Here is a 23,698-nt window from a genome sequence, read left to right on the forward strand (position 1 = left end):
ATGGGCGATCACCGAAGTCTTCCCGAGCCCGCTCCGTTCACCGTTGAGGATTTCGCCGAGCGGTTGCGGCGCGCCGCCCGCGCCGCCCGGGAAGCCGGACTCGACGGCATTCTGGTTACTCCCGGGCCGGACCTGCTTTACCTCACCGGGTATGCGCCCGTGGCCATCACTGAACGCATCACCATGCTGGTGATTCCGGTCGACGCGGAGCCGGCAATGATCGTCCCGAGGCTCGAGCGGCCCGACGCGGAAGCTGCCCCCGGCGCAACGATTCTACGGATCACCGACTGGACTGACGGGAGCGACCCCTACGCGGAATCTGCAGCGCTGCTGGCCGGTGCCGGACGCTATGCCGTCTCTGACTCCGCCTGGGCAATGCACCTCCTTGGCCTGCAGGACCACCTTCCCGAGTCGTCCTACATATCGATGACGACCGCCCTGCCGATGCTTCGGGCGATCAAGGACGAGGACGAGATCGAGCGGCTGGCAGCGGCTGGCGCAGCCGCCGACCAGGCATACGAGGAAATCGTCACCATGCGGTTCGCCGGCCGCAGCGAGGCCGACGTCGGCTCAGACCTCGCCGACCTGCTTCGCCGATTCGGTCATTCGCAGGTGGACTTCACCGTCGTCGGATCGGGCCCGAATGGCGCCAACCCGCACCACGAGGTTGGCCCGCGGGTCATCGAGGATGGCGACATGGTGGTGCTCGACTTCGGCGGACTCAAGCACGGCTACGGATCAGACACGACGCGGACCGTGCACGTCGGCGAACCCACCGCCGAAGAACGCGAGGTTCACGACGTCGTCCGGCAGGCGCAGCAGGCAGGGTTCGCGGCCGTGCGGCCAGGCGTCGAGTGCCAGGAAATCGATCGTGCGTCCCGGGCGGTGATCACTGAAGCCGGCTACGGCGAATACTTCATTCACCGCGTTGGGCACGGAATCGGACTGACGACCCACGAGCCGCCGTACATGGTGGAGGGAGAAACCCAGATTCTCCACCCCGGCATGTGCTTCTCGATTGAACCCGGCATCTACCTGCCGGACAGGTTCGGTGTGCGGATCGAGGACATCGTGACGGTGGTTCCTGACGGCGGGCGGCGGCTCAACCAGACCCCTCATGAGATGAGAATCGTCCAGTAATCCGCCGGCGTCGTGACGCCCATTGGACTCATCCGCGTCCGCTTTGCAGTTCTTGGTCCGGGTAGAGGGCCTGGAGAGTGGAAATGTGGCTGCTGACAAAGAGGGACCGCGAGTTGCCCCCGCTGGAGTAGCGGAACGCCAGTCGACCCCAGAACAACGGGAAGTTCCCGTAACATCCGCCGATATCACCAGCTATACCCTGTATCCATGGGGGCATTGCTGAAGAAACTCGACCAGGTGAACGTCCGGTATTTCTATGCCGGGATGATCGTTCTGATGCTGGCGTTATTTGCCTGGTTAGCCGGCAGCAATCTGTCTAAGGCGTCAGTATTTCTGGCGGTAGGGGTGGTGTACGCAGTTCTTGTGTATCGCGTCGTCTCACAGTCAGTGCGTGCCTTTACCGTGATGTCCTGGACGTTCCTCTTGAACTACTTCACCTTGATCTCGATCTCCGTCGACGGTTCCTTGGGTATCCCTTCGGCTGGACCGTGGTTCATCGGGTTCATCATCGGTGCAATTGCGGGCGGATACGTCTGGCTCGGCCCGCGCGCCGGGTCAGAATTCAAGCACAGCCGTAAGCGCCTCCCCGAGCCGGACGGCAGTTTCTCCGGCGGGTGGCGCCTGGCGGTGATCAATGGATTCTGCGCGCTGGTGCTGCTCGGATTCGGCACAGCGCAGCTTCTCCTGTTGTCACCGACGGCGGAGTCGGCTGTGGTCCTAGCTGCTGCGTTTATGGCGGGCTGGACGTTGTTCCGCTTCCCGCCGTCGCTGGGAATCAGAAACGGCCTCCTCATCCTGGGTCTGCCCGTTAGCTACTTCGTGTTGGGATTCGTCGGCGGTGCAACAGACCAGATAGCCCTTCCCAATGCGTGGGCTTACGGCGTCCTTGCGGGCATTTTGATCGGCGGGAGGTACTGGACCGGTCCGCGGATCGGCCAGCCCCGGGCGCCTTTCAACGGTCCAGGCCGCCGCCGCAAACGACGGTTGCGGTCGAAACCGAAACAGACACATCCGATGTGACAGAGTTCGGCCGCGACCCAGCGTGCACGGAGTATCTGCGGTATCCGACTCGCCGGGACTGAGCCGACGCGGGAATGGGCAGGGTCAGCTGCTCAGGCCGAGGGCTTTGCCCACGCTGGCCTCATCACTGAGCAGCCCGAAGATGCACGCAGCGAGATCCCCGCGCGGAATCGAGCCGCCCAGCTTTCCAGCGTCGCTTGTCTCGAGGGCGCGCCAGCTGCCCGCCGGTTCCTTGTCCGTGAGGCCGGTGGGCCGGACAAGGGTCCAGTCCAGGCCGGAGCCCTGCACGGCACGTTCCTGCTCATTGTGATCCGCCAGCGGTTTGGCCAGGACGGTGCGCATGATCAGCCGGAGCGGACCAGGGAGCTGGGACGCCGAATCTCCAGCGCCCAGCGAGGACTGCACAACCAGTCTCCGCACCCCTGTTTCCTGCATCGCCTCAATGACGCTCCTGGTAACCGCAGTGCGTTGATGGGGGACTCCCTTGGCTCCGCCCACGGTGACAACGACGGCGTCAGCCCCGGCCACGGCGCCGGCAGCAACCGCAGGATCAGCGGCGTCGCCGGTGATAATCCGGACACCGTCCGGTGCACTTCCGCTGCGCGAGAGGGCCGTGACCTCATGGCCGGCGTCCCGTGCCAGACAGGCAAGCTGGGCCCCCGTGCCTTTGGATCCGCCGATAATCGTGATTTTCACGTATTCCCCTGCTTCGTGTGGCTGCTGATCCAAGCAGTTTATCGGGGACGCGAGCCGGGGGAGCAGGGGACGCCACTCGGCCACCGGCAGCAAACTGGCATGGTGTGCGGACAAGAATAGAGCATCACCAGGGTGTACGCCAGACCACATCGCATAATTGCATTTTACAGGTTGCAAACGTGTAACAACCGTGTCCTGCTGTGAGCCAGGTTACGACCCAGTAGGGGTCAGAGGCTTACTCTTCTACTCATATGCGACGAGACACGCAGGAACTGCGCTGTCCGTCCTTCCGGTAATCCCGCCGGAGAGAAACCCGCACTAAGAATTAGGAGGCGGAATGCGTTTCGGACGTATTTCCAAAGCAGTGGGAGTCGCAGCAGCAGCTGCGCTTGCACTGAGCGCCTGTGCTGCAAACCAGGGGACCACCGATAACGGGTCCACTGACAGCGAGAGCACCGGCGGATCAGTCCGCGTCGTGGAGGTTAACGCCTTTAGCTCGTTCAACAGCCAGACGGCGAACGGCAACGTGGATGTCAACGGCAAGATTGCGTACGCGACGCACTCCGGGTTCAACTACATCACTGACGAACTTGAAGTGGTGCCGCTGGAAGAATTCGGTTCCTATGAGAAGGTCTCCGATGACCCGCTGACGGTCAAGTACACCGTTAACGAAGGAGTTAACTGGTCCGACGGCGAACCCGTCGATGCTGATGACCTGATGCTGATGTGGGCCGTCAACTCAGGCCACTTCAACGACGCCACACTGGATGACGAGGGAGCGGTTGTCTCCGGCACCAGCTACTTCGACTACGCCGGCGATACGTCCGGCCTGGGCTTGACCGATGTTCCCGAGGTCGGCGACGACGGACGAAGCATCACCATGACGTACTCCGAGCCCTTCGCTGACTGGGAGGTCGCGTTCGGCCTGATGTCCGACGGCGGCGTGAACGTTCCCGCGCACGTGGTGGCCGAGAAGGCTGGCCTGGCCGACGGCGACGCCCTGATCAAGCTGATCCAGGACTCCCCGGCAGGAGATCCGGAGAACCCGGCTCCGGTCAATGAGGAACTGAAAGCAGTTTCAGACTTCTGGAACACCGGTTTCGACACCAAGTCCCTGCCGTCGGATCCGTCGCTGTACCTCTCGAACGGTCCGTTCATCGTCTCAGCCATTGATCCGGAAAACTCGATGACGCTGGTCCGCAATGAGGACTACAGCTGGGGCGCCGAGCCGAAGGTTGACGAAATCAACGTCCGCTACATCGGTGACTCCCCGGCCCAGGTGCAGGCCCTGAAGAACGGCGAAGTGGACATCATTGCTCCGCAGGCTTCAGCCGACACCGTGGCACAGCTGGAAGCCATCGACGGCGTGACCATCAACAGCGGCAACCAGCTTGCCTATGATCACCTCGACCTGAACTTCTCGGGTGTCTTCGCCGAGCAGAACGTACGCGAAGCCTTCATGAAGACCGTTCCCCGCGACGCAATCGTTGACTCGATCGTCAAGAAGCTGAACCCGGATGCAGCCCCGCTGGATTCGCAGATCTTCCTCTCCGACCAGCCCGGCTATGAGGAATCCGCCAGCAACAACGGTTCCTCGGCCTACGGCGAGGTGGACATTGAAGGTGCTAAGGAACTGCTGGCCGGTGCCACCCCGGAAGTCCGGATCATGTACAACAAGGACAACCCCAACCGTGCGGACGCCTACACGCTGATTGCCGAGTCTGCCTCCCAGGCCGGCTTCAAGGTCGTCGACGGCGGCCTGGGCGCTTCCGACTGGGGGTCAGCCCTGGGCGGCGGAACCTACGACGCGTCGATCTTCGGCTGGATCAGCTCGGGTGTTGGCGTCAGCAGCGTTCCGCAGCTCTTCAAGACCGGTGCCGCCTCCAACTACAGCGGGTTCTCGAACCCCGAGGCTGACACTTTGATGGATCAGCTGATCGTTGAAACCGATGCGGAGAAGCAGCGCGAGCTGCAGACCCAGATTGACAAGCTGATTTGGGATTCCTCCTTCGGCCTGCCGCTCTTCCAGTCGCCGGGCGTTGACGCGCACAGCGACAGCATCAGCGGCATCAACTCCTACATGCCCAACCAGACCGGCGTCTGGTGGAACTTCTGGGAATGGGAAGTCAAGTAATCCCGGTGGCCTGAGCGCCATGCAGTAACCCGCAAGGCGCCGGGGCCTCCACGGCCCCGGCGCCTTGCCTCTTTCCAAACTCCTGCTTCCCACGGCCCTCCCGCGCCTCCGGCAAGTGATTGGGAACTACCAAATTCCCAGCCACTATGACCTGCACTACACTTCTGCGAGTGCCGGGAGAACCCCCGGACCGTACTAATGAGGCTGACAACTTTATGGTTACCTACATCGTCCGGCGGCTTTTGACCGCCGTGCTAATCCTCTTCGGGGCTTCCTTCCTCGTCTACCTCCTGACAGCGGCGTCAGGGGATCCCCTGCATGATCTGCGTGAAAACCCTGCCCCTAACCGGGAAGAACTGATCCGCAGCCGCATCGAGCTCCTGAACCTGGATGTCCCGGCCCCACTGCGCTATTTCCACTGGCTCGGCGGCGCCGTGAAATGCCTGGCGCCCTTCGCGGCGACCTGTGACCTGGGCCAGAGCGTCCAGGGTGAAGCCGTAACCGACGCCCTCGGCCGAGCCATGGGCGCCACGATTCTTCTGGTCACCACCGCAACGGTTCTGGCCATCATCGTGGGCATCTCCCTGGGGATCATCACCGCCCTGCGCCAGTACAGCTCGCTGGACTACAGCGTGACCTTTATGGCCTTCCTGTTCTTCTCCCTGCCGATCTTCTGGCTGGCCGTCCTGCTCAAGGAATACGGTGCCATCGGCTTCAATGACTTCCTGGCCGACCCGACCATACCTATGTCCGTGGTCCTGGGAGTGGGATTGGCCAGCGGTCTGATCTGGGTTGTTTTTGCCGGCGGCTCGTGGCAGCGCCGCGGCGTCGCCTTCGCCGCAGGCTTCGCGGTTGCGGCCGTCATTCTTTACCTGCTCGGACTAACCGGCTGGTTTACCGCCCCCAGTCTCGGGCCGGTGGTGATTGCCCTGACGGGCGTCGCCATCGCCTACGGTGTGACCCTGCTCAGTGCGGGGCTGAAGAACCGCAAGGCCCTGTATTCCGCCCTGATCACCGTGGCCATCGGGGTGATGGCCTACTATGCCGTCCAGCCGCTGCTGAACTCGGCTACCTGGACCATGATCCTGCTGCTGGCACTGGCGACGGTCGCCGTCGGCTGCCTGGTGGGCTACCTCATGGGTGGTTACGACCGCGGGCAGAGCATGCGGGGCGCCGCCCTGACCGGACTGCTGGTCGGAGGCCTCATTGTCCTTGACCGGTTTATGTTCACCTGGCCTGCCTACATGGCCAACTCCCGGATCCGGGAAAGGCCCATCGCCACCGTGGGTGCATCCACTCCGGGGCTCGACGGCGATTTCTGGATCAGTGGACTGGACACGTTCACCCACCTCCTGCTGCCCACCATCGCCCTCCTCCTGGCCTCCCTGGCCAGCTACAGCCGCTACTCGCGGGCATCGATGCTGGAAATCATGAACATGGACTACATCCGCACTGCCCGGGCAAAGGGGCTCTCAGAGCGCACCGTGGTGATGCGCCATGCTTTCCGCAACGCTTTGATTCCGCTGGCCACCATCGTTGCCTTTGACATCGGCGCGCTGATCGGCGGCGCCGTCATCACCGAGCAGGTCTTCGCCTTCAGCGGCATGGGACAGATGTTCGTCCAGGCACTGCAGCGGGTTGATCCCAACCCGATCATGGGCTTCTTCCTGGTGACCGGCATTCTGGCGCTGGTCTTCAACCTGGTGGCAGACCTTGTTTATACCGTCCTTGATCCGCGCGTAAGGGTGAAGTCATGAGCACGACGTTTTCCGCCGAAACCCCCTCCAATCCGCCCGGCACAGATCCTGAACTGCCCCAAGCCAAGGTTGTAGGACTGTCGCAGGGACAAATTGTCCGAAAGCGTTTCTTCGATAACACTGCGGCGATCATTTCGCTGGTGGTCTTTGCCTTGATCTGCGTCCTGGCGTTCACTTCCATTGGATTCGCTGGTATCCCCGGTTGGTGGAAGTACGACCACCGGCAATTCACCGAGCAGATCAATGGCGGTGCGCCGACCTTCGTGAACATCTTTAACTGGGGTGAGCACCCCTTCGGCCAGGACCGGATTGGCCGGGACATGTTCGCCATGACCATGCGCGGGACGCAGCAGTCCATCATCGTGATGTTCTTGGTCGGCGCCATTGCCTGCGTGGTTGGTTCCGTGGTCGGAGCTGCCGCGGGCTACTTCCGGGGCTGGGTTGAAGCCGTGCTGATGCGCCTGACGGACGTCGTTATCATCATTCCGATCATCGTGATGGCCGCAGTCCTGGGCCAGATCGCCAACCGCCTGGTTGGGGAAGGGATCGGCGTTATCCTGCTGGGCATCTTCCTGGGTCTGGCGACCTGGACGTCGCTGGCCCGGCTGGTGCGCGGAGAGTTCCTCTCGCTGCGCGAACGGGAATTTGTCGACGCGGCCCGGATCGCCGGCGCTTCCAACAACCGGATCATCTTCAAGCACATCCTGCCCAATGCGGTGGGTGTGATCATCGTGAACACCACGCTGCTGATGTCAACGGCCATCCTGCTGGAGACCTCGCTCAGCTACATCGGGTTCGGTGTGCAGCCTCCGGACACCTCCCTGGGGCTGCTGGTCAGCCAGAATCAGGAAGCATTCCAGACCCGCCCGTGGCTGTTCTGGTGGCCCGGCCTGTTCATCGTGTCGATCTGCCTGTGCATCAACTTCATCGGTGACGGCCTGCGGGATGCTTTCGATCCGCGGCAGAAGAAGTTCAACGCCAAAAAGGTCAAGACGAAGACAGTAGGCAGCTAGTGGGAATGCTGCTGTCCCGGAGGGGGCTGGGCTTAGGCCAGTCCCGTCAGGGCGAAGAGCACAACAGTCAGGGCCGGCAAGCCCAGCAGCCAGCGCCAGTTGGCCGTGCTGCGGACCGTCGCAGCGTCCGTCTGGTCCGCGTCGATTCCACCGGCATTCACCAGGGCCTCCCAGCGGCTGCGGACCAGCCGGGCGGCCTGTCCGGAGTCGGTGTGGCTGAGGTCGCCGGGACGGATCGAGCCGCCGGCACCGTACGTGGTTCCCGGGAGGTTGCGGACATGTTCGGGCTTTCCCGCATGGGTGCCCCAGACGCCCGGCGCCGGAGCCGCCCAGGCGGTGTAGGAGCCGTGTGGTGTGATGAGCTTCAGAGCGAAGCGCGTGTCCACGTGGATCAGTGCGGTCCAGGGAACTTCGATGGTGCGGAACGGGTTCTGCAGGGCCACACCGTCGGTATCCACGCGTACGCACGGATACCAGAACAGCCAGCTGGCCACCGCCGGAATGAGCAGCAGGGGAGCCGTGGCCAGCAGCCCGGAAAACCCGGAGCTCAGGAACGCGGAAACCATGGCCGCCAGAGCCAGCAGCCCGGCAATTCCGGTGAACCACAGGGTGCTCCGGGGACGGAAAACGGCAGGCTCAGGCTTGCTCATCGGGATCGACATACCCCCATCGTTACAGCATTTCCAGGTACCTCTGTAATCGGCCCGATGACCCGGGACGCGCGCAGCCTGGATGGAAGGAAACCAAGGCCATGACTGAAACCATTATGGGAAGTTCGGGCACTGCGAGCCGCCAGGACCGGCCCCCGGTCCTGGAAGTACGCGACCTGTCCGTTGACTTCGGGGTGGACAAGGAATGGGTTCCCGCCGCCGTCGGATTGAATTACCACGTCAACGCCGGCGAAGTCCTGGCCATCGTGGGTGAATCCGGCTCCGGCAAGAGCGCCAGCTCCATGGCACTGCTGGGTCTGCTGCCCACGAACTCGCGGGTGACGGGCGAAGTGCTGCTGGACGGCAAGCCCCTGCTGGGCCTGTCTCCGCACAGACTCCGCCAGGTCCGGGGCAACGACGTCGCGGTGATCTTCCAGGAGCCGATGACGGCGCTGAACCCCGTCTACACGGTGGGTTTCCAGATTATGGAGACGCTGCGGCTGCACAACGAAATCTCCCCGGACGAAGCGAAGCAGCGTGCACTGAAACTGCTGGCCATGGTGGAGCTGCCGGACCCTGAGAAAGCGTTCAAATCCTATCCGCACCAGCTTTCGGGCGGCCAGCGGCAGCGCGCCATGATCGCCCAGTCCCTGTCCTGTGATCCGAAGCTGCTGATCGCGGATGAGCCGACGACGGCCCTGGACGTGACCGTCCAGGCGGAAATCCTCGACCTGATGCGGAACCTGCGCACCAAGCTGAATTCGGCCATTGTCCTCATTACCCACGACATGGGCGTAGTGGCGGACCTTGCCGACCGGATCGCCGTGATGCGCCACGGTGTGATTGTGGAGACCGGGACGGCCAAGGAAATCTTCGCGAACCCGCAGCACCCGTACACCCGCGCGCTGCTGGACTCCGTGCCGCACCTGGGACAGGGAGCCGCGGGGGAGAATGTGGACGTGGTCGCCGCCCTGGCCGCAGCCACCAACGTTGAGCTGGAATCCGTGGACCAGCAGGAGCTGGCGCGCCGCGAGGACATTGTCCTCGCCGGCTTGGAATCAGCTTCGGCCACAGCCGGCGCACCCGCGGCCGAACCGGTCCTGGTGCTGGAAAACGTTGCCATTGAGTACCCCAAGCAGGGCCGGGTTGCGGCCTTCCGTGCCGTTGAGGGAGCGAATCTCTCGATCTTCCCCGGAGAGGTCATGGGCCTGGTGGGCGAGTCCGGCTCCGGCAAGACCACCATTGGCCGTGCGGCAGTCGGGCTGCTGCCCGTCGCTGAAGGCGAGCTGCGCGTGGTGGGCACGGACATCTCGGAGCTGAAGCCCAACTCCAAGGCGATGCACCAGCTCCGCCGGCAGGTGGGCATGGTCTTCCAGGACCCGTCCTCCTCCCTGAACCCGCGCCTGCCGATTGGTGAGAGCATCGGCGAGCCGATGTTCCTGGCCGGGGAGGCCAAGGGAGCCGCGCTGCAGCAGCGGATCGAAGAACTGCTGGACCAGGTGGAGCTTCCCCGTGCCTACCGGAACCGTTATCCGCATGAGCTCTCCGGCGGCCAAAAGCAGCGCGTGGGGATTGCCCGTGCCCTGTCCCTGAAGCCGAAGCTGATGGTGGCGGATGAACCGACGTCCGCCCTGGACGTTTCCGTGCAGGCCAAGGTGCTGGAGCTGTTCCAGAACCTGCAGCGGGAACTCGGTTTCGCCTGCCTCTTCGTCACACATGACCTGGCCGTAGTGGACGTGCTGGCTGACAACATCTGCGTAATGCGTCACGGCCGGATCGTGGAGCAGGGCACCCGGGACCAGATCCTGCGGAACCCGCGGGAGGAATACACGCAGCGCCTGATCGCCGCTGTGCCGCTCCCGGACCCGGACAAGCAGCGTGAGCGCCGGGAACTTCGGGCCAAGCTGAACGCAGGCTCCGGCGTCGTTTCCTAGGTCTCTGCGCTCCCGTTAGGCACTTGATCAGCGGAAGGCCCCTTTCCCGGCTATGGTCCAGGGAGGGGCCTTCCTGCTTGCTGCGCCGGGGCAGCAGGGGCGCATTAGGGAACCTTTGGCAAAACGACTAGAATGGTACGGTGCCCGCTGACGGCGGCCTCTCGGCGATTTCTTACACGTGTGTTCCTACGCAGCATTTGTATAGAACTGCCGGACTATCCGGAATCGAACTCCGGACCACTGTGAATCATCCCGAACGCTTACCAATGAATTGAGTCTTCACGCATGTCAGAAACCAACACGGCTGTGAACAGCGCTGTGCGAAGCGACCTCCGGAACGTTGCTATTGTGGCCCACGTTGACCACGGCAAAACGACCCTCGTCGACGCCATGCTCAAGCAGACGAACTCCTTTGCATCCCACGGAGACGTTGAAGAACGCGTGATGGACTCCGGCGACCTGGAGCGCGAAAAGGGCATCACCATCCTGGCCAAGAACACCACGGTGTTCTACAACGGTCCGGCCGCCAACGGCGAGACCATCACCATCAACGTGATCGACACCCCCGGCCACGCCGACTTCGGCGGCGAGGTGGAACGCGGTCTGTCCATGGTGGACGGCGTTGTGCTCCTCGTTGACGCCTCCGAGGGCCCGCTGCCCCAGACCCGCTTCGTGCTGCGCAAGGCCCTTGCCGCCAAGCTGCCGGTCATCCTGCTGGTCAACAAGACCGACCGCCCCGATGCCCGCATCGACGAGGTTGTCAGCGAAGCCATGGACCTGCTCCTGGGCCTGGCCTCCGACCTCGCGGACGAAGTTCCGGACCTGGATCTGGACCTGGTCCTGAACGTTCCCGTTGTCTACGCAGCAGCCCGTGTGGGTGCCGCATCCCTGGAGCAGCCGGCCGATGGCCAGGCTCCGGCCAACGACAACCTGGAACCGCTGTTCCAGACCATCATTGACCACATCCCGGCCCCGACGTACGACCCCGAGGGTGTCCTGCAGGCCCACGTGACCAACCTGGACGCCTCGCCGTTCCTTGGCCGCCTGGCACTGCTGCGTATCTTCAACGGCACCCTGCGCAAGGGCCAGCAGGTTGCCTGGGCCCGCGCCGACGGCACCATGAAGACGGTCAAGATCACCGAACTCCTGGCCACCAAGGCACTGGAGCGCGTTCCGGCCGAATCCGCCGGACCCGGTGAGATCGTCGCCGTCGCCGGCATCGAAGACATCACGATTGGTGAAACCCTCACCGACGTCGACAACCCCAAGCCGCTGCCGCTCATCACGGTCGATGATCCCGCGATCTCCATGACCATCGGTATCAACACCTCGCCGCTCGCCGGCCGGGTGAAGGGCGCCAAGGTCACCGCACGCCAGGTCAAGGACCGCCTCGACAAGGAACTGATCGGCAATGTCTCGCTCCGCGTCCTGCCGACCGAGCGTCCCGACGCCTGGGAAGTCCAGGGCCGCGGCGAGCTCGCCCTGGCCATCCTCGTGGAGCAGATGCGCCGCGAAGGCTTCGAACTGACTGTCGGCAAGCCGCAGGTTGTCACCAAGATGATCGACGGCAAGGTCCACGAGCCGATGGAACACATGACCATCGACGTACCCGAGGAATACCTCGGCGCCGTCACCCAGCTGCTGGCCGCCCGCAAGGGCCGCATGGTCAACATGGCCAACCACGGCACCGGCTGGGTCCGGATGGAATTCATTGTTCCGGCACGTGGCCTGATCGGCTTCCGCACCCGGTTCCTCACGGAAACCCGCGGCGCAGGCATCTCCGCCTCCATCGCCGAGGGATACGAGCCGTGGGCCGGCCCGATCGAATACCGCACCAACGGTTCGATGATCGCCGACCGCGCCGGTGTGGTTACTCCGTTCGCCATGATCAACCTGCAGGAACGCGGCTCCTTCTTCGTGGAGCCGACCTCCGAGGTTTACGAGGGCATGATCGTCGGCGAGAACTCGCGCGCCGATGACATGGACGTGAACATCACCAAGGAAAAGAAGCTCACCAACATGCGTGCAGCTTCCTCCGACACGTTCGAGAACCTGACCCCGCCGCGGAAGCTGACCCTGGAGGAATCCCTCGAATTCGCCCGTGAGGACGAATGCGTTGAGGTCACCCCCGAGTCGATCCGTATCCGCAAGCTCATCCTGGACGCCAACGAGCGTGCCAAGGCCAACCGCGCCCGCGCCAAGGCCTAGCACCATCGCCACGGCACACACTTCCGGCCACCGGGTCCCGCGTATGCGGGGCCCGGTGGCCGTGCTTCTGGGTGCCGTGGCGGCGGCCGTCCTGGGCACTTCGCTGCACGCCCAGGTGATCTACGCAGGAGACGCCGCCCTTCCGCTCGGCGCTGCGGGGGCGCTGGTCTTCAGTGCCGCCGTGGCCGTTCTGGCGGGCCTGTGGGCGCGTTCGGTCCTGGTCAGCGCCCTGACCGGGGTGCTGACCTATGTGCTCCTCGGATTCTTCACCCTCGATGTCTTCGGCGGTCCGCTGATCGTCACCGGAACCGTCTCGGACCTCGATCTGCCGGTCACCACCGCCGGGCTGATCTGGATTTACGGCCAGGCAGCAGCAACTGTGGCAGCGGTGCTTATCACTGCCGGCGTCCTGCGCCGTGAGGCCGTGTTCCAGCGCACCGTGGCAGCCCAGGAACCCCTGGGCTACGGGACTGATCCGGGATACCGTCCCGGCGGTGCCGGAACCCTGCAGGGACCGGAAACCGGCCGGCAGGAACCACCCGCTTAGTTCCCCGCAGGGTCCAGATGATGGGCCAGCAGAAGTGACGTCGGAGTGCCGTCCGCATCAGGGCCGCGCACGGCATACTCCTCGAAGACGGCCCGCAGCTTAGCCATCATGGCGCTGCGGTTTTCCTCGTTAAGGCACACGCCCATCCGCACCACGTCAATGTCTGACGGAGAGAGGCCTTCGATCTCCTGGCGGAATGTCTCCAGCAATACTGCCTTCGTGCCCTCCGGAAGCGATGTCTGCCAGCTCAGGCCGGTGGCCCGGTACGGTATTTCCTTCGCCCCGCGGTTGCCTGTGCGCGGTTCTCCGGCGCGCAGGAAACCGGTGCTCAGGAGTGTCCGAACATGGTGCAGGGCCGTTGCGGGATTCAGCTCCAGCGCCTCGGCAATTTCCTTGTTGGTGCGCTCCCGGTGCAGGCACAGCCGCAGGATGCGCACCCGTACGGGAGAACTCAGTGCCCGTCCACGGGCTTGAACTACCTCATCGCTCGGCATCACCTCAGCATACGCCGCGGGTCCAGGCGCTTCTGCCGGGATCAGGACCCGGTGCGCGGCCGGCGCCGCGGGGGCGCGTCCGGTACCGGTTTGCCCGCGGTCACCCGCTCCCAGGCGATGAAGACTTCGCCGGTCCGGGTTGCGATGGTGCACCCGGCGGAGTCCAATGCCGTGATGGTTCCCAGTGCATCAGTCAACCCGTCCTCGATCCGGTACCGGACGACGGCGCGGCGTCCGGTACCAGCCTCGCGGAGGCGGGATTCGGGGGTCTGGGAAGTCATCGTTACATAGTACGCGCGGGCCGTCCGGCTGGGAGATAATGGTGTGGGCTACTAACGTGGAAGCAACACCTCGTGGACAACCGCTGATCAGCGGTATTCCGCACACCAAGGAAGGCAAAGGGACGTGACGTACGTAATTGCGCAGCCATGCGTGGATGTTAAGGACAAGGCATGCATCGAAGAATGCCCCGTGGACTGCATCTACGAAGGTGAACGCTCCCTCTACATCCACCCCGACGAGTGCGTCGACTGCGGTGCCTGCGAACCGGTGTGCCCCGTCGAAGCGATTTACTACGAGGACGACACGCCTGAGGAATGGGCGGATTACTACAAGGCCAACGTCGAGTTCTTCGACGACCTGGGTTCCCCGGGCGGCGCTGCCAAGCTCGGCAACACCCACAAGGATCACCCGTTGATCGCCGCCCTGCCGCCGCAGAACCAGGAATGAGCGGGACCGTCTCCCGGAGCTTCGGACTGAACCTTCCGGAGTACCCCTGGGAAGCCATGGCCCCCTACGCCCGGCAGGCCGCTGCCCATGCTGACGGTGCGGTGAACCTGTCCATCGGAACGCCGGTGGATCCGACGCCGGCTTTCATTCAGGAAGCGCTGGCCGCGGCTGCCGATGCACCCGGATATCCCACGACGCACGGCACGCTGGAACTGCGCCAGGCCATCGCCGGGTGGTTCGCCCGCCGCCGTGCAGTTCCCGGCCTGGACCCGCAGGACATCATGCCGACCGTCGGCTCCAAGGAGCTGGTGGCTTGGCTCCCGCTGCTGCTTGGACTCGGGGCGGGGGACGTCGTCGTGCGTCCGACCGTTGCCTACCCGACCTATGACATGGGTGCCGTTCTGGCCGGCGCCACCGCGGTGGCTGCAGACGACCTGGAGGACCTGGATGAGCAGACCCGGGCCCGGGTCCGGCTGGTCTGGGTGAATTCGCCCGGCAACCCCACGGGAATCGTCCGCGGCGCTGAATCCCTGGCGCGCCTGGTGGAGCAGGCCCGGGAGCTCGGCGCCGTGGTTGCCTCCGACGAGTGCTACGCCGAACTGGGCTGGGGCGAATGGGACACCGCGCGGGGAGGTGCACCGGTTCCATCGGTCCTGGATCCCCGGGTGAGCGGTGGCAGCAACGAATCGCTGCTGGCCGTCTACTCGCTCAGCAAACAGTCCAACGTGGCCGGCTACCGGGCAGCGTTCGTAGCCGGGGACTCCGCGATCATCGCCAACCTGGTCAACAGCCGCAAGCACGCCGGCATGATCGTCCCGGCACCGGTCCAGGCCGCCATGCAGGCCGCGCTGTCCGAAGACGGGCACGTTGCTGAGCAGAAGGACAAGTACCGGGCCCGGCGGGAACTGCTGGTTCCGGCCCTGGAATCCTTTGGCCTGGACATCCGGCACTCCGAAGCCGGCCTCTACCTCTGGGCGACCGCCGGGGAGGACACCTGGCAAACGGTCCAGCGGTTCGCCGAACTGGGAATCGTCGTCGGACCGGGCGTGATTTATGGGGACGCGGGTGCCGGATTCATCCGTGTGGCCCTGACTGGGAGCGATGAACGGATTGCCGCAGCCGCCCGGCGGCTGGCCGAGGCTGCGGGCTGATTGGCCTGTGACACGGCGCAGCCATGTTGCGCTTGCACAACAACATGGTTACCGATTAGTGGTATCGCCCGGTCAGCCGGTAGCGTTTTAGCGAAATAGTTTAAGCACCGAATGTGTACTATGGGCGCTTCCCTCACGAGGATGAGGGCCCGTAGCAGTGGGTTCTTCAACTCCTGAAGGAGAAAAATGACTGAGCGACCGAGTGCCGAGCTGCACTATGGGACCGACCCGGGGGACAAGCTCGAGCTGCCCCGCATCGCGGCGGAGGAAGGCAACGACGGTTTCGACGTATCGAAGCTGCTGAAGCAGACGGGGACCGTCACCTTCGATCCCGGCTTTATGAATACCGCGGCAACCACCTCGGCGATCACCTACATCGACGGTGACGCGGGAATCCTGCGCTACCGCGGATACCCGATTGAACAGCTGGCAAAGCACTCGAGCTTCCTCGAGACCTCATACCTGCTGATCTATGGCAACCTTCCCACTGCCACTGAACTGGAAAACTTCGACCATCGGATCCGCCGGCACACGCTGCTGCACGAGGACCTGAAGGGCTTCTTCGGCGGCTTCCCGCGCGACGCACACCCGATGCCGGTGCTGTCCTCCGCTGTCAGCGCCCTGTCCACGTTCTACCAGGACTCCCTGGACCCCTTCGACGATGAGCAGGTGGAACTCTCCACCGTCCGCCTCATGGCGAAGCTCCCGGTCATCGCGGCCTACGCCCACAAGAAGAGCATCGGGCAGCCCATGCTGTACCCGGACAACTCCATGAACCTCGTGGAGAACTTCATGCGGCTGTCCTTCGGCCTCCCGGCCGAGCCGTACGATGTGGATCCGAAGCTGGTCAAGGCACTGGACCTGCTGCTCATCCTGCACGCAGACCACGAGCAGAACTGTTCGACGTCGACAGTCCGCCTGGTTGGCAGCTCCAACGCCAACATGTTCGCTTCGATTTCCGCCGGCATCAGCGCGCTCTTTGGGCCGCTGCACGGTGGCGCCAACGAAGCCGTTTTGAACATGCTCCGCCAGATCCAGTCCAACGGCATGCAGCCGGAGGACTTCATGGAAAAGGTGAAGAACAAGGAAGACGGCGTGAAGCTCATGGGCTTCGGGCACCGCGTCTACAAGAACTACGATCCGCGCGCCAAGATCGTCAAGGCGACGGCACACGAGATCCTCTCCGACCTCGGCGGCAACGACGAGCTGCTGGACATCGCCATGCGCCTGGAGGAGAAGGCCCTCGCGGACGACTACTTCATTGAGCGCAAGCTCTACCCGAACGTGGACTTCTACACCGGCCTCATCTACAAGGCGATGGGCTTCCCGGAGAAGATGTTCACCGTGCTCTTCGCGATTGGCCGCCTGCCGGGCTGGATTGCCCAGTGGCGCGAAATGATGCAGGACCCGCAGACCAAGATCGGCCGCCCGCGCCAGCTCTACACGGGTGTTGCGGAGCGTAACTACCCGGAGCGCTAAACCAAGCGAAAGGGCGGGCCGCCTTCCTCGGGAAGAGGAGGCGGCCCGCCCTTTGCTGTATCAGGAGCGCCGTTGGATCAGGAGCTCCTGGCTGAATCAGGAGTGCGGGGCGTAGCCCTGCGGGTTCTGCTTCTGCCAGTTCCAGTGGTCCTGGCACATGTCCTCGAGGGACCGTCCGGCAGACCAGCCCAGCTCGGCGAGGGCGGCGGAGGGGTCGGCATAGCTGACCGCCGCGTCGCCCGGACGGCGCGGGGCAAACTCGTACGGGACATCCTTGCCGGCTGCCTTCGAGAAGGCGGCAAGCACCTCCAGGACGGAGGAGCCGTTGCCGGTGCCCAGATTCCACCGTTTGACGCCCTTGCGGGCGGCAATGTAATCCAGCGCTGCCAGATGGCCTGCCGCGAGGTCCATCACATGGATGTAGTCGCGCACGCCGGTTCCGTCGGGAGTGGGGTAGTCGTTGCCGAAGACCATAACCTTTTCCCGGCGGCCGACCGCAACCTGGGCCACGAACGGGAGCAGGTTGTTCGGCACACCCGTGGGGTCCTCGCCGATGCGGCCTGACTCATGGGCGCCAACCGGGTTGAAGTAGCGCAGCAGGGCGATGCTCCAGCGCTCATCGGAGGCACCCAGGTCGGCCAGGATGTCCTCGATCTGTTCTTTGGTCCGCCCGTAGGGATTCACGGCGTCCATCGGCATCTTCTCGACCAGGGGCACCTCCTCGGAGGCGCCGTAGACGGTGGCGGAGGAACTGAACACGATGGTGCGGACATCATGCCGGTCCATCACCTCCAGCAGGTTAAGGGTGCCGGCAACGTTGTTCCGGTAGTAGTACAGCGGCTTCGCCACCGACTCGCCGACGGCCTTCAGTCCGGCGAAGTGAATCACCGCTTCAGGGGAGTGCTGGGCGAAGACAGCTTCGAGCGCCTGCGGGTCCAGCAGGTCAGCCTGCACAAACTCCGCCGTGCGCCCGGAGAGTTCCTGGACCCGGTTGAGGGATTCGGTGCTGGAGTTGGCCAGGTTGTCCAGGACCACGACGTCGTGGCCGGCCTGCAGCAGCTCAAGAGTGGTGTGGGATCCGATGTAGCCGGTTCCTCCGGTGACTAGTATTCGCATGCTCCCAGCCTACTGGGTGGACCTTGCCAATGCTGAAGGGCTATCCGGTGCCCACGGGGGCCACATGGATGGCAACCTGGGAATCCGAGGCGTCAGAGCCGGTCCATTCGCCGCTCCCGCGGCTCCAGGTCCGGGAATCGTAGGAGACCTCGTTGATCCCCAGAGCGCGGGCGTTGGCTACAGCCCAGTGCGCCAGGGACCAGCCGTAGTCGCCGGAGGCGCCGATCAAAAGCACATCGCCCAGCACCACGGCCTGCTGCGTGCCGTACAGAGTGGTCACTGCGGCGAGGATGCTTTCCGGGTTTCCGGCCGTTGCAGCGGGATTCAGGACGCAGGTCAGCGCAGCCGGGGACTGGCCGGTCAGGGCGGAGGCAAACGCCCGGCCCTCGGGTTCATGGTCCGCATAGGCGTCCGGGTAGGCACTGCGCTGCACAGTCTGGGCCGCGACCGTGATCGGCAGCTCCTGGTAGCCCTCGACCTGCACCAGTGCGTCATAAAAGGCGTTGGCCGCGTACACCGGATCCATGATCTGTTCCTGTGTGCCCCAGCCCTGGGACGGACGCTGCTGGAACAGGCCGCGGGAATCGGGGCCGGCATCGTCGCCGTAGTCGATATTGCGCAGCCCCGATTCCTGGACCGCGGTCGCCAGTGCAATCGACGCCGCCCGCGGGGGAAGCCCGCGGACGACGGCGACGGCCGCGATTGTTGCAGCGTTGGCCGCCTGTTCCGGGGTGAGCTGCCAGGTGCTGTCATTGACGGCTGCCGTGCAGCTTTCCCGGAGGGGGCGGTCCTCCCCGGAGGTGCCGGCGAGCACCAGGAGGTACAGCGCCGCGGCCGCCGCTGCAGCGCCCGCCACGAGGAGCACCGTCACCCGCTGCCTGCGCGCGGGCAGCGGGTGGTTGCGGGGATTCACGGCCAGTTCTCCCGGTTGTGCCGCCTAGTTGGCGTGCAGCGCGGCGTTCAGTTCCACGGTGCGGGCCAGCCGGGGGAGGACCTCGACGGCGCCGGTCACCGAGTTGCGGCGGAACAGCAGGCCGGGCACACCGGAAAGTTCTGCAGCTTTCAGGGTGCGTGCTTCCCCGGTTTCCGGATCCACCACGCTGACCCGGGTGCCGGCGGTGATGTAGAGGCCGGCTTCGACGACCGTGTCATCACCGATGCTGATGCCCACGCCGGAGTTTGCCCCGAGGAGCACCCGTTCCCCAACGGTGATCCGCTCCTTGCCGCCGCCGGAGAGGGTACCCATGATCGAAGCGCCGCCGCCGACGTCGCTGCCGTCACCGACCACCACGCCTGCAGAGATACGGCCCTCAACCATGGACGTCCCCAGGGTGCCGGCATTGAAATTGACGAAGCCCTCGTGCATTACCGTGGTGCCTTCGGCGAGGTGCGCCCCAAGGCGGACCCGGTCGGCGTCGGCAATGCGCACTCCGGAGGGCAGGACGTAGTCCACCATCCGCGGGAACTTGTCCACGCCGTACACGGTCACCGCTCCGCGGGCACGCAGGCCCACGCGGACCTGCTCGAAGCCCGCAACCTGGCAGGGGCCGAAATTGGTCCACACAATGTTGGGCAGGACACCGAAGACACCGTCCAGGTTGATGGTGTTGGGCGCCGCAAGCCGTGCCGAGAGGACATGCAGGCGAAGGTAGGCGTCCGCAGTGGAGCCCGGAGCTGCATCCAGGTCGACCTGCGTTTCCACGACTTCGCCGCGGGTGCCGCGGACCTCATCGGTCATGGCGTCGGCAGCCTTGGCCAGGTCGGCGGCCAGTGCTGTGTCCGGTTCGAAAGGTGCCAGCTGCGGCTTCGGGTACCAGACGTCAAGGACGGTGCCGTCTGCGGCTACGGTAGCCAGTCCAAGGCCGGAGGCGGTGCGGGCGGTCAGGGCTGATGGGGTGCTGGAAGTCATGGGTTCCACTCTACCGAGCGGTAGTCTGGTCCGGTGACTGTATTACCTGTGAACCGCCTGGACCTGGAGGGCGACGTTGCTGCCCTCACCGCCGCCCTGATGGACATCGAAAGTGTCTCCGGCAACGAGGCTGCCATTGCCGGCGCCGTCGAATCCGCGCTCCGCTCCCTGGACCATCTGGAGGTGGTCCGGGACGGCGACACGGTGATGGCGCGCACGAACCTGGGCCGGGCCGAACGGATCATCCTGGCCGGGCACCTGGACACCGTGCCGCTGCCGACGGTTCCCGGGGCCCGGGGCACCGTGCCCTCGCGCTGGGACGGCGAGGTGCTGTATGGTCGCGGGGCCACCGATATGAAGGGCGGCGTCGCCGTCCAGCTGGCGCTGGCAGCCCAGCTGACCGAACCCACCCGGGACATCACCTTCATCTTCTATGACCATGAGGAAGTTGACGCCTCGCTCAGCGGGCTCGGCCGGGTTGCCCGGAGCTACCCGGCGTGGCTGGAGGCAGACTTCGCGATCCTGCTTGAACCCACGGACGGCACGGTGGAAGGCGGCTGTAACGGGACCATGCGCTTCCAGGCCCGGACCACCGGAAAGGCCGCCCACTCGGCACGCGCGTGGATGGGGGAGAACGCCATACACGCGGCGGCGGAAATCCTGGTGAGGCTGCGCGGCCATGAGCCGGCCACCGTCCGGGTTGAAGGCCTGGACTACCGCGAGTCGCTGAACGCGGTCCGCATCAGCGGCGGCACCGCGGGAAACGTCATCCCCGACGCCGCCATGGTGGAAATCAACTACCGGTTCGCCCCGGACAAGGATCTGGCCCAGGCCGAGGCCTACGTCCGGAACCTGCTCGACGGCTTCGACCTGGTGGTTACGGATGCCTCCGCCGGCGCCCGCCCCGGGCTGGACCGCCCGGCTGCGGCCAGTTTCGTGGCCGCTGTGGGAGCTGAACCGAAACCCAAATACGGATGGACCGACGTCGCCCGATTCAGCGCGCTGGGTGTTCCGGCCGTGAACTTCGGGCCGGGGGATGCCCTGCTGGCCCATTCCGACGACGAGCATGTGCATGCCGAGGCCATCCGCGAGTGCCTGCGGGCCCTGCGGACGTGGCTGGGCTAGTTTTCGGCTGGCCCCATAAAGCGAAAGGTTCCCTCCCGGATTACCGGGAGGGAACCTTTCGCTTTTCTGATTTCGTCCAGGCCTAGCGTGCCGGGGCCGGAACGCCTTCGGGTTCCACATTGTCCTCGGTCCGCAGGAGCTGGCCGGACCGTGCGCCGAGGCGCCGCGAAAGGCGCTGGGCGGCGAACGTCAGGATCATATTCAGGACGATGAAGATCGCTGCGGTGACCAGCAGGGCGGGAAGGATATTTCCCTCCCCGGAGGCCAGGCGGCGGGCGTAAGCCAGCAGCTCGGTGTAGCCGATGAAGGTACCCAGGGCGGAGTCCTTCAGGATCACGACGAACTGGCTCAGCAGTGCCGGGAGCATGGCCACCAGCGCCTGCGGAACCTCGATGGCGCGCAGTGACTGGCTTCGGGTCAGGCCGATCGCCAGGCCTGCCTCGCGCTGACCCTTCGGCAGGCCGAACACGCCGGAGCGCACCAGCTCGGCGATGACCGATCCGTTGTAGAGGGTCAGGGCCAGGACAACCGCCACGAACGGTACATCGGACGAGGGCACCGGCGTCGACTTGGAAAGGAACTGATAGAAGAAGATCATCATCAGCAGCACCGGTACGGCGCGGAAGAACTCCACGATCACCCCGGAGGTCCAGCTGATGGCCTTGACCGAGGACAGGCGGCCCAGCCCGAAGACCAGGCCGAAGAGGATCGAGGTGACGATCGCGACGCCGGCTGCCCGCAGGGTGGCCAGCAGGCCCGGCAGCATAAAGAACTCCCAGGTGCGCCACTCGAGGAACGGAAGCCACTTGGCCGCGTCGAACTGGCCCTTCTCCGCCAGTCCGTTCACGATCAGGGCGATCAGGCCAAGGATCAAAAGGATCCCGAGGATGTTGCCGATCATGATCCGGCGCCGGGCGCGCGGGCCCGGCGCGTCGAAAAGGACACTCTGGCTCATCGGGCCACCGCCAGTTTCTTCGAGGCCCAGGTTGTCAGCAGGCCGATCGGGATCACGATGAGGACGAAGCCCAGCGCGAAGGTCAGGAAGATCTGTGTCATCAGGTCCGGCCGGAACTCGATCATGGTTTTCATGAGGCCGGATGCTTCCGCCACGGATGCCGTGGCAGCCACCGTGGTGTTCTTGGCCAGGGCGATCAGGACGTTGCCCAGCGGGGCAATGGCGCCGCGGAAAGCCTGCGGCAGGATAATCAGCCACGCGGCGGGCAGGAAGGAGAGGCCGATGGAACGGGCTGCCTCGGCCTGGCCCAGCGGAACCGTGTTCACTCCGCTGCGGATCGCCTCGCAGACGAAGGCTGCGTGGTAAACCGACAGGGAAAGGATGGCGAGCCGGAAGAAGTTGAGGTTGAAGTCGCTGGACAGGCTGACCTGGAGCTGGGACCACAGGGCCAGCGCACCGAAGACCATGATGATGGTCAGCGGCGTGTTCCTGAAGATGTTCACATACGCCGTGCCGAACCAGCGCAGGCTGGCTATGGGGGAGATGCGCATAATGGCCAGCACGGTGCCGAGCACCAGGGACCAGATACCGGCCCAGAAAGTCAGTTGGATGTTGACCCAGAAGGCCCCGACGACGTCGTATTCGCCGAAGAGCTCGAGGAAACCTTCCATATGTCACCTCTTCCATAAAAAAATAATGTGCGGAGTTCAGGGCAGGGCCGCAGCCCTGCCCTGAACTGTGCCGCCGAAAACCCGGCGGGGGTTGGTGAGGTTAGGCGCAGTCAGCCGGCGTGGGCGGGTTCAGTGAAGCATTGAAGGTGTAATCGGCACCCTCTGTGTTCGCCTTGATGGCCTCTTCCCAGGCGCCGTCGTCGATCATCTTCTGGATAGCGGCGTTGATGTCTTCACACTTGTCGCTGCCCTTCTGGATGCCGACGCCGTACTGCTCTTCAGAGAAGGTGTTGCCGACAACCTTGAACTGGCCCTTGTTTGCTTCGGTGGAGGCCAGGCCGGCCAGGATGATGTCATCGGTGGTGACGGCGTCAATCGAGCCGCCCTGCATGGCGGTGACGCACTCGGCGTAGCTCGGCTGTTCCATCAGGTTCACCTCGGACGCCAGGGTGTCCTTGATCTTCTGGGCGGAGGTGGAACCGGTGACGGAGCACAGGTTCTTGCCGTTGAGGTCCTCGGGGCCCTTGATGTCGTCATTGTCCGAGCGGACCAGCAGATCCTGGCCGGCAACGAAGTACGGGCCAGCGAAGCCGACCTTTTCCTTGCGGGTGTCAGTGATGGAGTAGGTCGCGAAGATCATGTCGACCTGGTCGTTTTCGAGCATGTTCTCGCGCTGGGCGGAGGGGGTCTCGATCCATTCGATCTGGTCTTCGCTGAAACCGAGCTCGCCGGCGACGTACTTGGCGACGTCGACGTCGAAGCCGCTGTAGGAGCCGCCTTCGTCAAAGCCCAGGCCGGGCTGGTCGAACTTGATGCCGACGCGGATGGTCTCCCCACCAGCGGAATCGGCGCTTTCGCTGCCGGAGTCCCCGCCGCAGGCGGAAAGGGTCAGGGCAGCTGCTGCAGCCATGGCGGCAGCAGCGTAGCGGGTCTTGCGCATTTTTTCTCCTTGCATTGCGGCAGGTTCCAG

General features: G+C 64.5%; 22 protein-coding genes. 12 read left to right on the forward strand and 10 right to left on the reverse strand.

Going from position 1 to position 23,698, the window contains the following annotated elements:
• Positions 1-1,140, forward strand: a complete 1,140-nt coding sequence (locus H9638_RS09770; RefSeq protein ID WP_191746997.1) for a M24 family metallopeptidase — start codon at positions 1-3, stop codon at positions 1,138-1,140.
• Positions 1,141-1,347: 207 nt separating this feature from the next.
• A complete protein-coding gene (locus tag H9638_RS09775; RefSeq protein ID WP_191746998.1) occupies positions 1,348-2,160 on the forward strand; it encodes a hypothetical protein in 813 nt (270 codons plus the stop codon).
• Between the two features lie 84 nt (positions 2,161-2,244).
• Here the strand turns inward: H9638_RS09775 and H9638_RS09780 are convergent, their stop codons facing one another.
• Positions 2,245-2,856, reverse strand: a complete 612-nt coding sequence (locus H9638_RS09780; RefSeq protein WP_191746999.1) for an NAD(P)-dependent oxidoreductase — start codon at positions 2,854-2,856, stop codon at positions 2,245-2,247.
• 337 nt (positions 2,857-3,193) lie between these two features.
• On the opposite strand from H9638_RS09780, the gene H9638_RS09785 reads away from it, so the two are divergent.
• From H9638_RS09785 to H9638_RS09795, 3 genes are all read left to right on the forward strand, one after another.
• The gene (locus H9638_RS09785; RefSeq protein WP_191747000.1) at positions 3,194-4,990 is read left to right on the forward strand and encodes an ABC transporter family substrate-binding protein; all 1,797 of its coding nucleotides are present in this window, start codon (positions 3,194-3,196) and stop codon (positions 4,988-4,990) included.
• 215 nt (positions 4,991-5,205) lie between these two features.
• Entirely contained in the window at positions 5,206-6,747 is a 1,542-nt protein-coding gene (locus H9638_RS09790) for an ABC transporter permease (RefSeq protein ID WP_191747278.1), read from the forward strand.
• The gene (locus H9638_RS09795) at positions 6,744-7,760 is read left to right on the forward strand and encodes an ABC transporter permease (RefSeq protein WP_191747001.1); all 1,017 of its coding nucleotides are present in this window, start codon (positions 6,744-6,746) and stop codon (positions 7,758-7,760) included. Before H9638_RS09790 ends, H9638_RS09795 begins: the two co-directional genes overlap by 4 nt.
• Positions 7,761-7,792: 32 nt before the next feature.
• On the opposite strand, the gene H9638_RS09800 is transcribed toward H9638_RS09795, so the two are convergent.
• Entirely contained in the window at positions 7,793-8,422 is a 630-nt protein-coding gene (locus H9638_RS09800) for a PH domain-containing protein (protein WP_191747002.1), read from the reverse strand.
• A gap of 89 nt (positions 8,423-8,511) precedes the next feature.
• Between H9638_RS09800 and H9638_RS09805 the strand changes: the two genes are divergently transcribed.
• The 3 genes from H9638_RS09805 to H9638_RS09815 all read left to right on the forward strand — a co-directional run bounded on the left by H9638_RS09805 (position 8,512) and on the right by H9638_RS09815 (position 13,099).
• Positions 8,512-10,344 carry an ABC transporter ATP-binding protein gene (locus H9638_RS09805; protein WP_191747003.1) on the forward strand — a complete coding sequence of 611 codons (1,833 nt, stop codon included), beginning with the start codon at positions 8,512-8,514 and terminating at the stop codon, positions 10,342-10,344.
• A gap of 285 nt (positions 10,345-10,629) precedes the next feature.
• A complete protein-coding gene (gene typA / locus H9638_RS09810; RefSeq protein ID WP_191747004.1) occupies positions 10,630-12,552 on the forward strand; it encodes a translational GTPase TypA in 1,923 nt (640 codons plus the stop codon).
• 55 nt (positions 12,553-12,607) lie between these two features.
• The gene (locus H9638_RS09815) at positions 12,608-13,099 is read left to right on the forward strand and encodes a hypothetical protein (protein ID WP_191747005.1); all 492 of its coding nucleotides are present in this window, start codon (positions 12,608-12,610) and stop codon (positions 13,097-13,099) included.
• Here H9638_RS09815 and H9638_RS09820 read toward each other — a convergent pair.
• Positions 13,096-13,593: an ArsR/SmtB family transcription factor gene (locus tag H9638_RS09820; RefSeq protein ID WP_191747006.1), complete on the reverse strand. Its 498-nt coding sequence runs from the start codon at positions 13,591-13,593 to the stop codon at positions 13,096-13,098. The two genes, H9638_RS09815 and H9638_RS09820, sit on opposite strands and share 4 nt — an antisense overlap.
• A gap of 41 nt (positions 13,594-13,634) precedes the next feature.
• A complete protein-coding gene (locus tag H9638_RS09825) occupies positions 13,635-13,874 on the reverse strand; it encodes a putative acetyltransferase (protein WP_191747007.1) in 240 nt (79 codons plus the stop codon).
• Positions 13,875-13,998: 124 nt separating this feature from the next.
• Here H9638_RS09825 and fdxA point away from each other — a divergent pair, with 124 nt between their 5' ends.
• From fdxA to H9638_RS09840, 3 genes are all read left to right on the forward strand, one after another.
• Positions 13,999-14,322 carry a ferredoxin gene (gene fdxA / locus H9638_RS09830; protein ID WP_066295741.1) on the forward strand — a complete coding sequence of 108 codons (324 nt, stop codon included), beginning with the start codon at positions 13,999-14,001 and terminating at the stop codon, positions 14,320-14,322.
• On the forward strand, positions 14,319-15,473 hold the full coding sequence (dapC, locus tag H9638_RS09835) for a succinyldiaminopimelate transaminase (protein WP_191747008.1): 1,155 nt from the start codon (positions 14,319-14,321) through the stop codon (positions 15,471-15,473). The genes fdxA and dapC overlap by 4 nt, the downstream gene beginning before the upstream one ends.
• Positions 15,474-15,659: 186 nt before the next feature.
• Positions 15,660-16,952: a citrate synthase gene (locus tag H9638_RS09840; protein ID WP_191747009.1), complete on the forward strand. Its 1,293-nt coding sequence runs from the start codon at positions 15,660-15,662 to the stop codon at positions 16,950-16,952.
• Positions 16,953-17,048: 96 nt separating this feature from the next.
• Here the strand turns inward: H9638_RS09840 and galE are convergent, their stop codons facing one another.
• From galE to dapD, 3 genes are all read right to left on the reverse strand, one after another.
• On the reverse strand, positions 17,049-18,068 hold the full coding sequence (gene galE / locus H9638_RS09845; RefSeq protein WP_191747010.1) for a UDP-glucose 4-epimerase GalE: 1,020 nt from the start codon (positions 18,066-18,068) through the stop codon (positions 17,049-17,051).
• Positions 18,069-18,108: 40 nt separating this feature from the next.
• On the reverse strand, positions 18,109-18,894 hold the full coding sequence (locus H9638_RS09850; protein ID WP_225217290.1) for a hypothetical protein: 786 nt from the start codon (positions 18,892-18,894) through the stop codon (positions 18,109-18,111).
• 111 nt (positions 18,895-19,005) lie between these two features.
• Entirely contained in the window at positions 19,006-19,977 is a 972-nt protein-coding gene (dapD, locus tag H9638_RS09855; protein ID WP_191747011.1) for a 2,3,4,5-tetrahydropyridine-2,6-dicarboxylate N-succinyltransferase, read from the reverse strand.
• A gap of 33 nt (positions 19,978-20,010) precedes the next feature.
• On the opposite strand from dapD, the gene dapE reads away from it, so the two are divergent.
• The gene (dapE, locus tag H9638_RS09860) at positions 20,011-21,102 is read left to right on the forward strand and encodes a succinyl-diaminopimelate desuccinylase (protein WP_318241842.1); all 1,092 of its coding nucleotides are present in this window, start codon (positions 20,011-20,013) and stop codon (positions 21,100-21,102) included.
• 82 nt (positions 21,103-21,184) lie between these two features.
• Here the strand turns inward: dapE and H9638_RS09865 are convergent, their stop codons facing one another.
• The 3 genes from H9638_RS09865 to H9638_RS09875 all read right to left on the reverse strand — a co-directional run bounded on the left by H9638_RS09865 (position 21,185) and on the right by H9638_RS09875 (position 23,668).
• Positions 21,185-22,057, reverse strand: a complete 873-nt coding sequence (locus H9638_RS09865) for an amino acid ABC transporter permease (RefSeq protein WP_191747012.1) — start codon at positions 22,055-22,057, stop codon at positions 21,185-21,187.
• Positions 22,054-22,728 carry an amino acid ABC transporter permease gene (locus H9638_RS09870; RefSeq protein ID WP_191747013.1) on the reverse strand — a complete coding sequence of 225 codons (675 nt, stop codon included), beginning with the start codon at positions 22,726-22,728 and terminating at the stop codon, positions 22,054-22,056. Before H9638_RS09870 ends, H9638_RS09865 begins: the two co-directional genes overlap by 4 nt.
• A gap of 100 nt (positions 22,729-22,828) precedes the next feature.
• Complete coding sequence (locus H9638_RS09875) at positions 22,829-23,668, reverse strand: glutamate ABC transporter substrate-binding protein (RefSeq protein WP_191747014.1); 840 nt, start codon at positions 23,666-23,668, stop codon at positions 22,829-22,831.
• Positions 23,669-23,698 lie beyond the last annotated feature (30 nt).

Source organism: Arthrobacter pullicola, assembly GCF_014836875.1.
Lineage (GTDB): Bacteria > Actinomycetota > Actinomycetes > Actinomycetales > Micrococcaceae > Arthrobacter_B > Arthrobacter_B pullicola.

Bases quoted from the DNA above. Each gene is read 5' to 3' on its own strand.
- galE (WP_191747010.1), bottom strand. From the start codon at position 18,068: ATGCGAATACTAGTCACCGGAGGAACCGGCTACATCGGATCCCACACC.
- H9638_RS09775 (WP_191746998.1), top strand. From the start codon at position 1,348: ATGGGGGCATTGCTGAAGAAACTCGACCAGGTGAACGTCCGGTATTTC.
- H9638_RS09790 (WP_191747278.1), top strand. From the start codon at position 5,206: ATGGTTACCTACATCGTCCGGCGGCTTTTGACCGCCGTGCTAATCCTC.
- H9638_RS09800 (WP_191747002.1), bottom strand. From the start codon at position 8,422: ATGTCGATCCCGATGAGCAAGCCTGAGCCTGCCGTTTTCCGTCCCCGG.
- H9638_RS09820 (WP_191747006.1), bottom strand. From the start codon at position 13,593: ATGCCGAGCGATGAGGTAGTTCAAGCCCGTGGACGGGCACTGAGTTCT.
- H9638_RS09785 (WP_191747000.1), top strand. From the start codon at position 3,194: ATGCGTTTCGGACGTATTTCCAAAGCAGTGGGAGTCGCAGCAGCAGCT.
- H9638_RS09875 (WP_191747014.1), bottom strand. From the start codon at position 23,668: ATGCGCAAGACCCGCTACGCTGCTGCCGCCATGGCTGCAGCAGCTGCC.
- H9638_RS09805 (WP_191747003.1), top strand. From the start codon at position 8,512: ATGACTGAAACCATTATGGGAAGTTCGGGCACTGCGAGCCGCCAGGAC.
- H9638_RS09840 (WP_191747009.1), top strand. From the start codon at position 15,660: ATGACTGAGCGACCGAGTGCCGAGCTGCACTATGGGACCGACCCGGGG.
- typA (WP_191747004.1), top strand. From the start codon at position 10,630: ATGTCAGAAACCAACACGGCTGTGAACAGCGCTGTGCGAAGCGACCTC.
- H9638_RS09825 (WP_191747007.1), bottom strand. From the start codon at position 13,874: ATGACTTCCCAGACCCCCGAATCCCGCCTCCGCGAGGCTGGTACCGGA.
- H9638_RS09870 (WP_191747013.1), bottom strand. From the start codon at position 22,728: ATGGAAGGTTTCCTCGAGCTCTTCGGCGAATACGACGTCGTCGGGGCC.
- H9638_RS09795 (WP_191747001.1), top strand. From the start codon at position 6,744: ATGAGCACGACGTTTTCCGCCGAAACCCCCTCCAATCCGCCCGGCACA.
- dapC (WP_191747008.1), top strand. From the start codon at position 14,319: ATGAGCGGGACCGTCTCCCGGAGCTTCGGACTGAACCTTCCGGAGTAC.
- H9638_RS09770 (WP_191746997.1), top strand. From the start codon at position 1: ATGGGCGATCACCGAAGTCTTCCCGAGCCCGCTCCGTTCACCGTTGAG.
- dapD (WP_191747011.1), bottom strand. From the start codon at position 19,977: ATGACTTCCAGCACCCCATCAGCCCTGACCGCCCGCACCGCCTCCGGC.
- H9638_RS09865 (WP_191747012.1), bottom strand. From the start codon at position 22,057: ATGAGCCAGAGTGTCCTTTTCGACGCGCCGGGCCCGCGCGCCCGGCGC.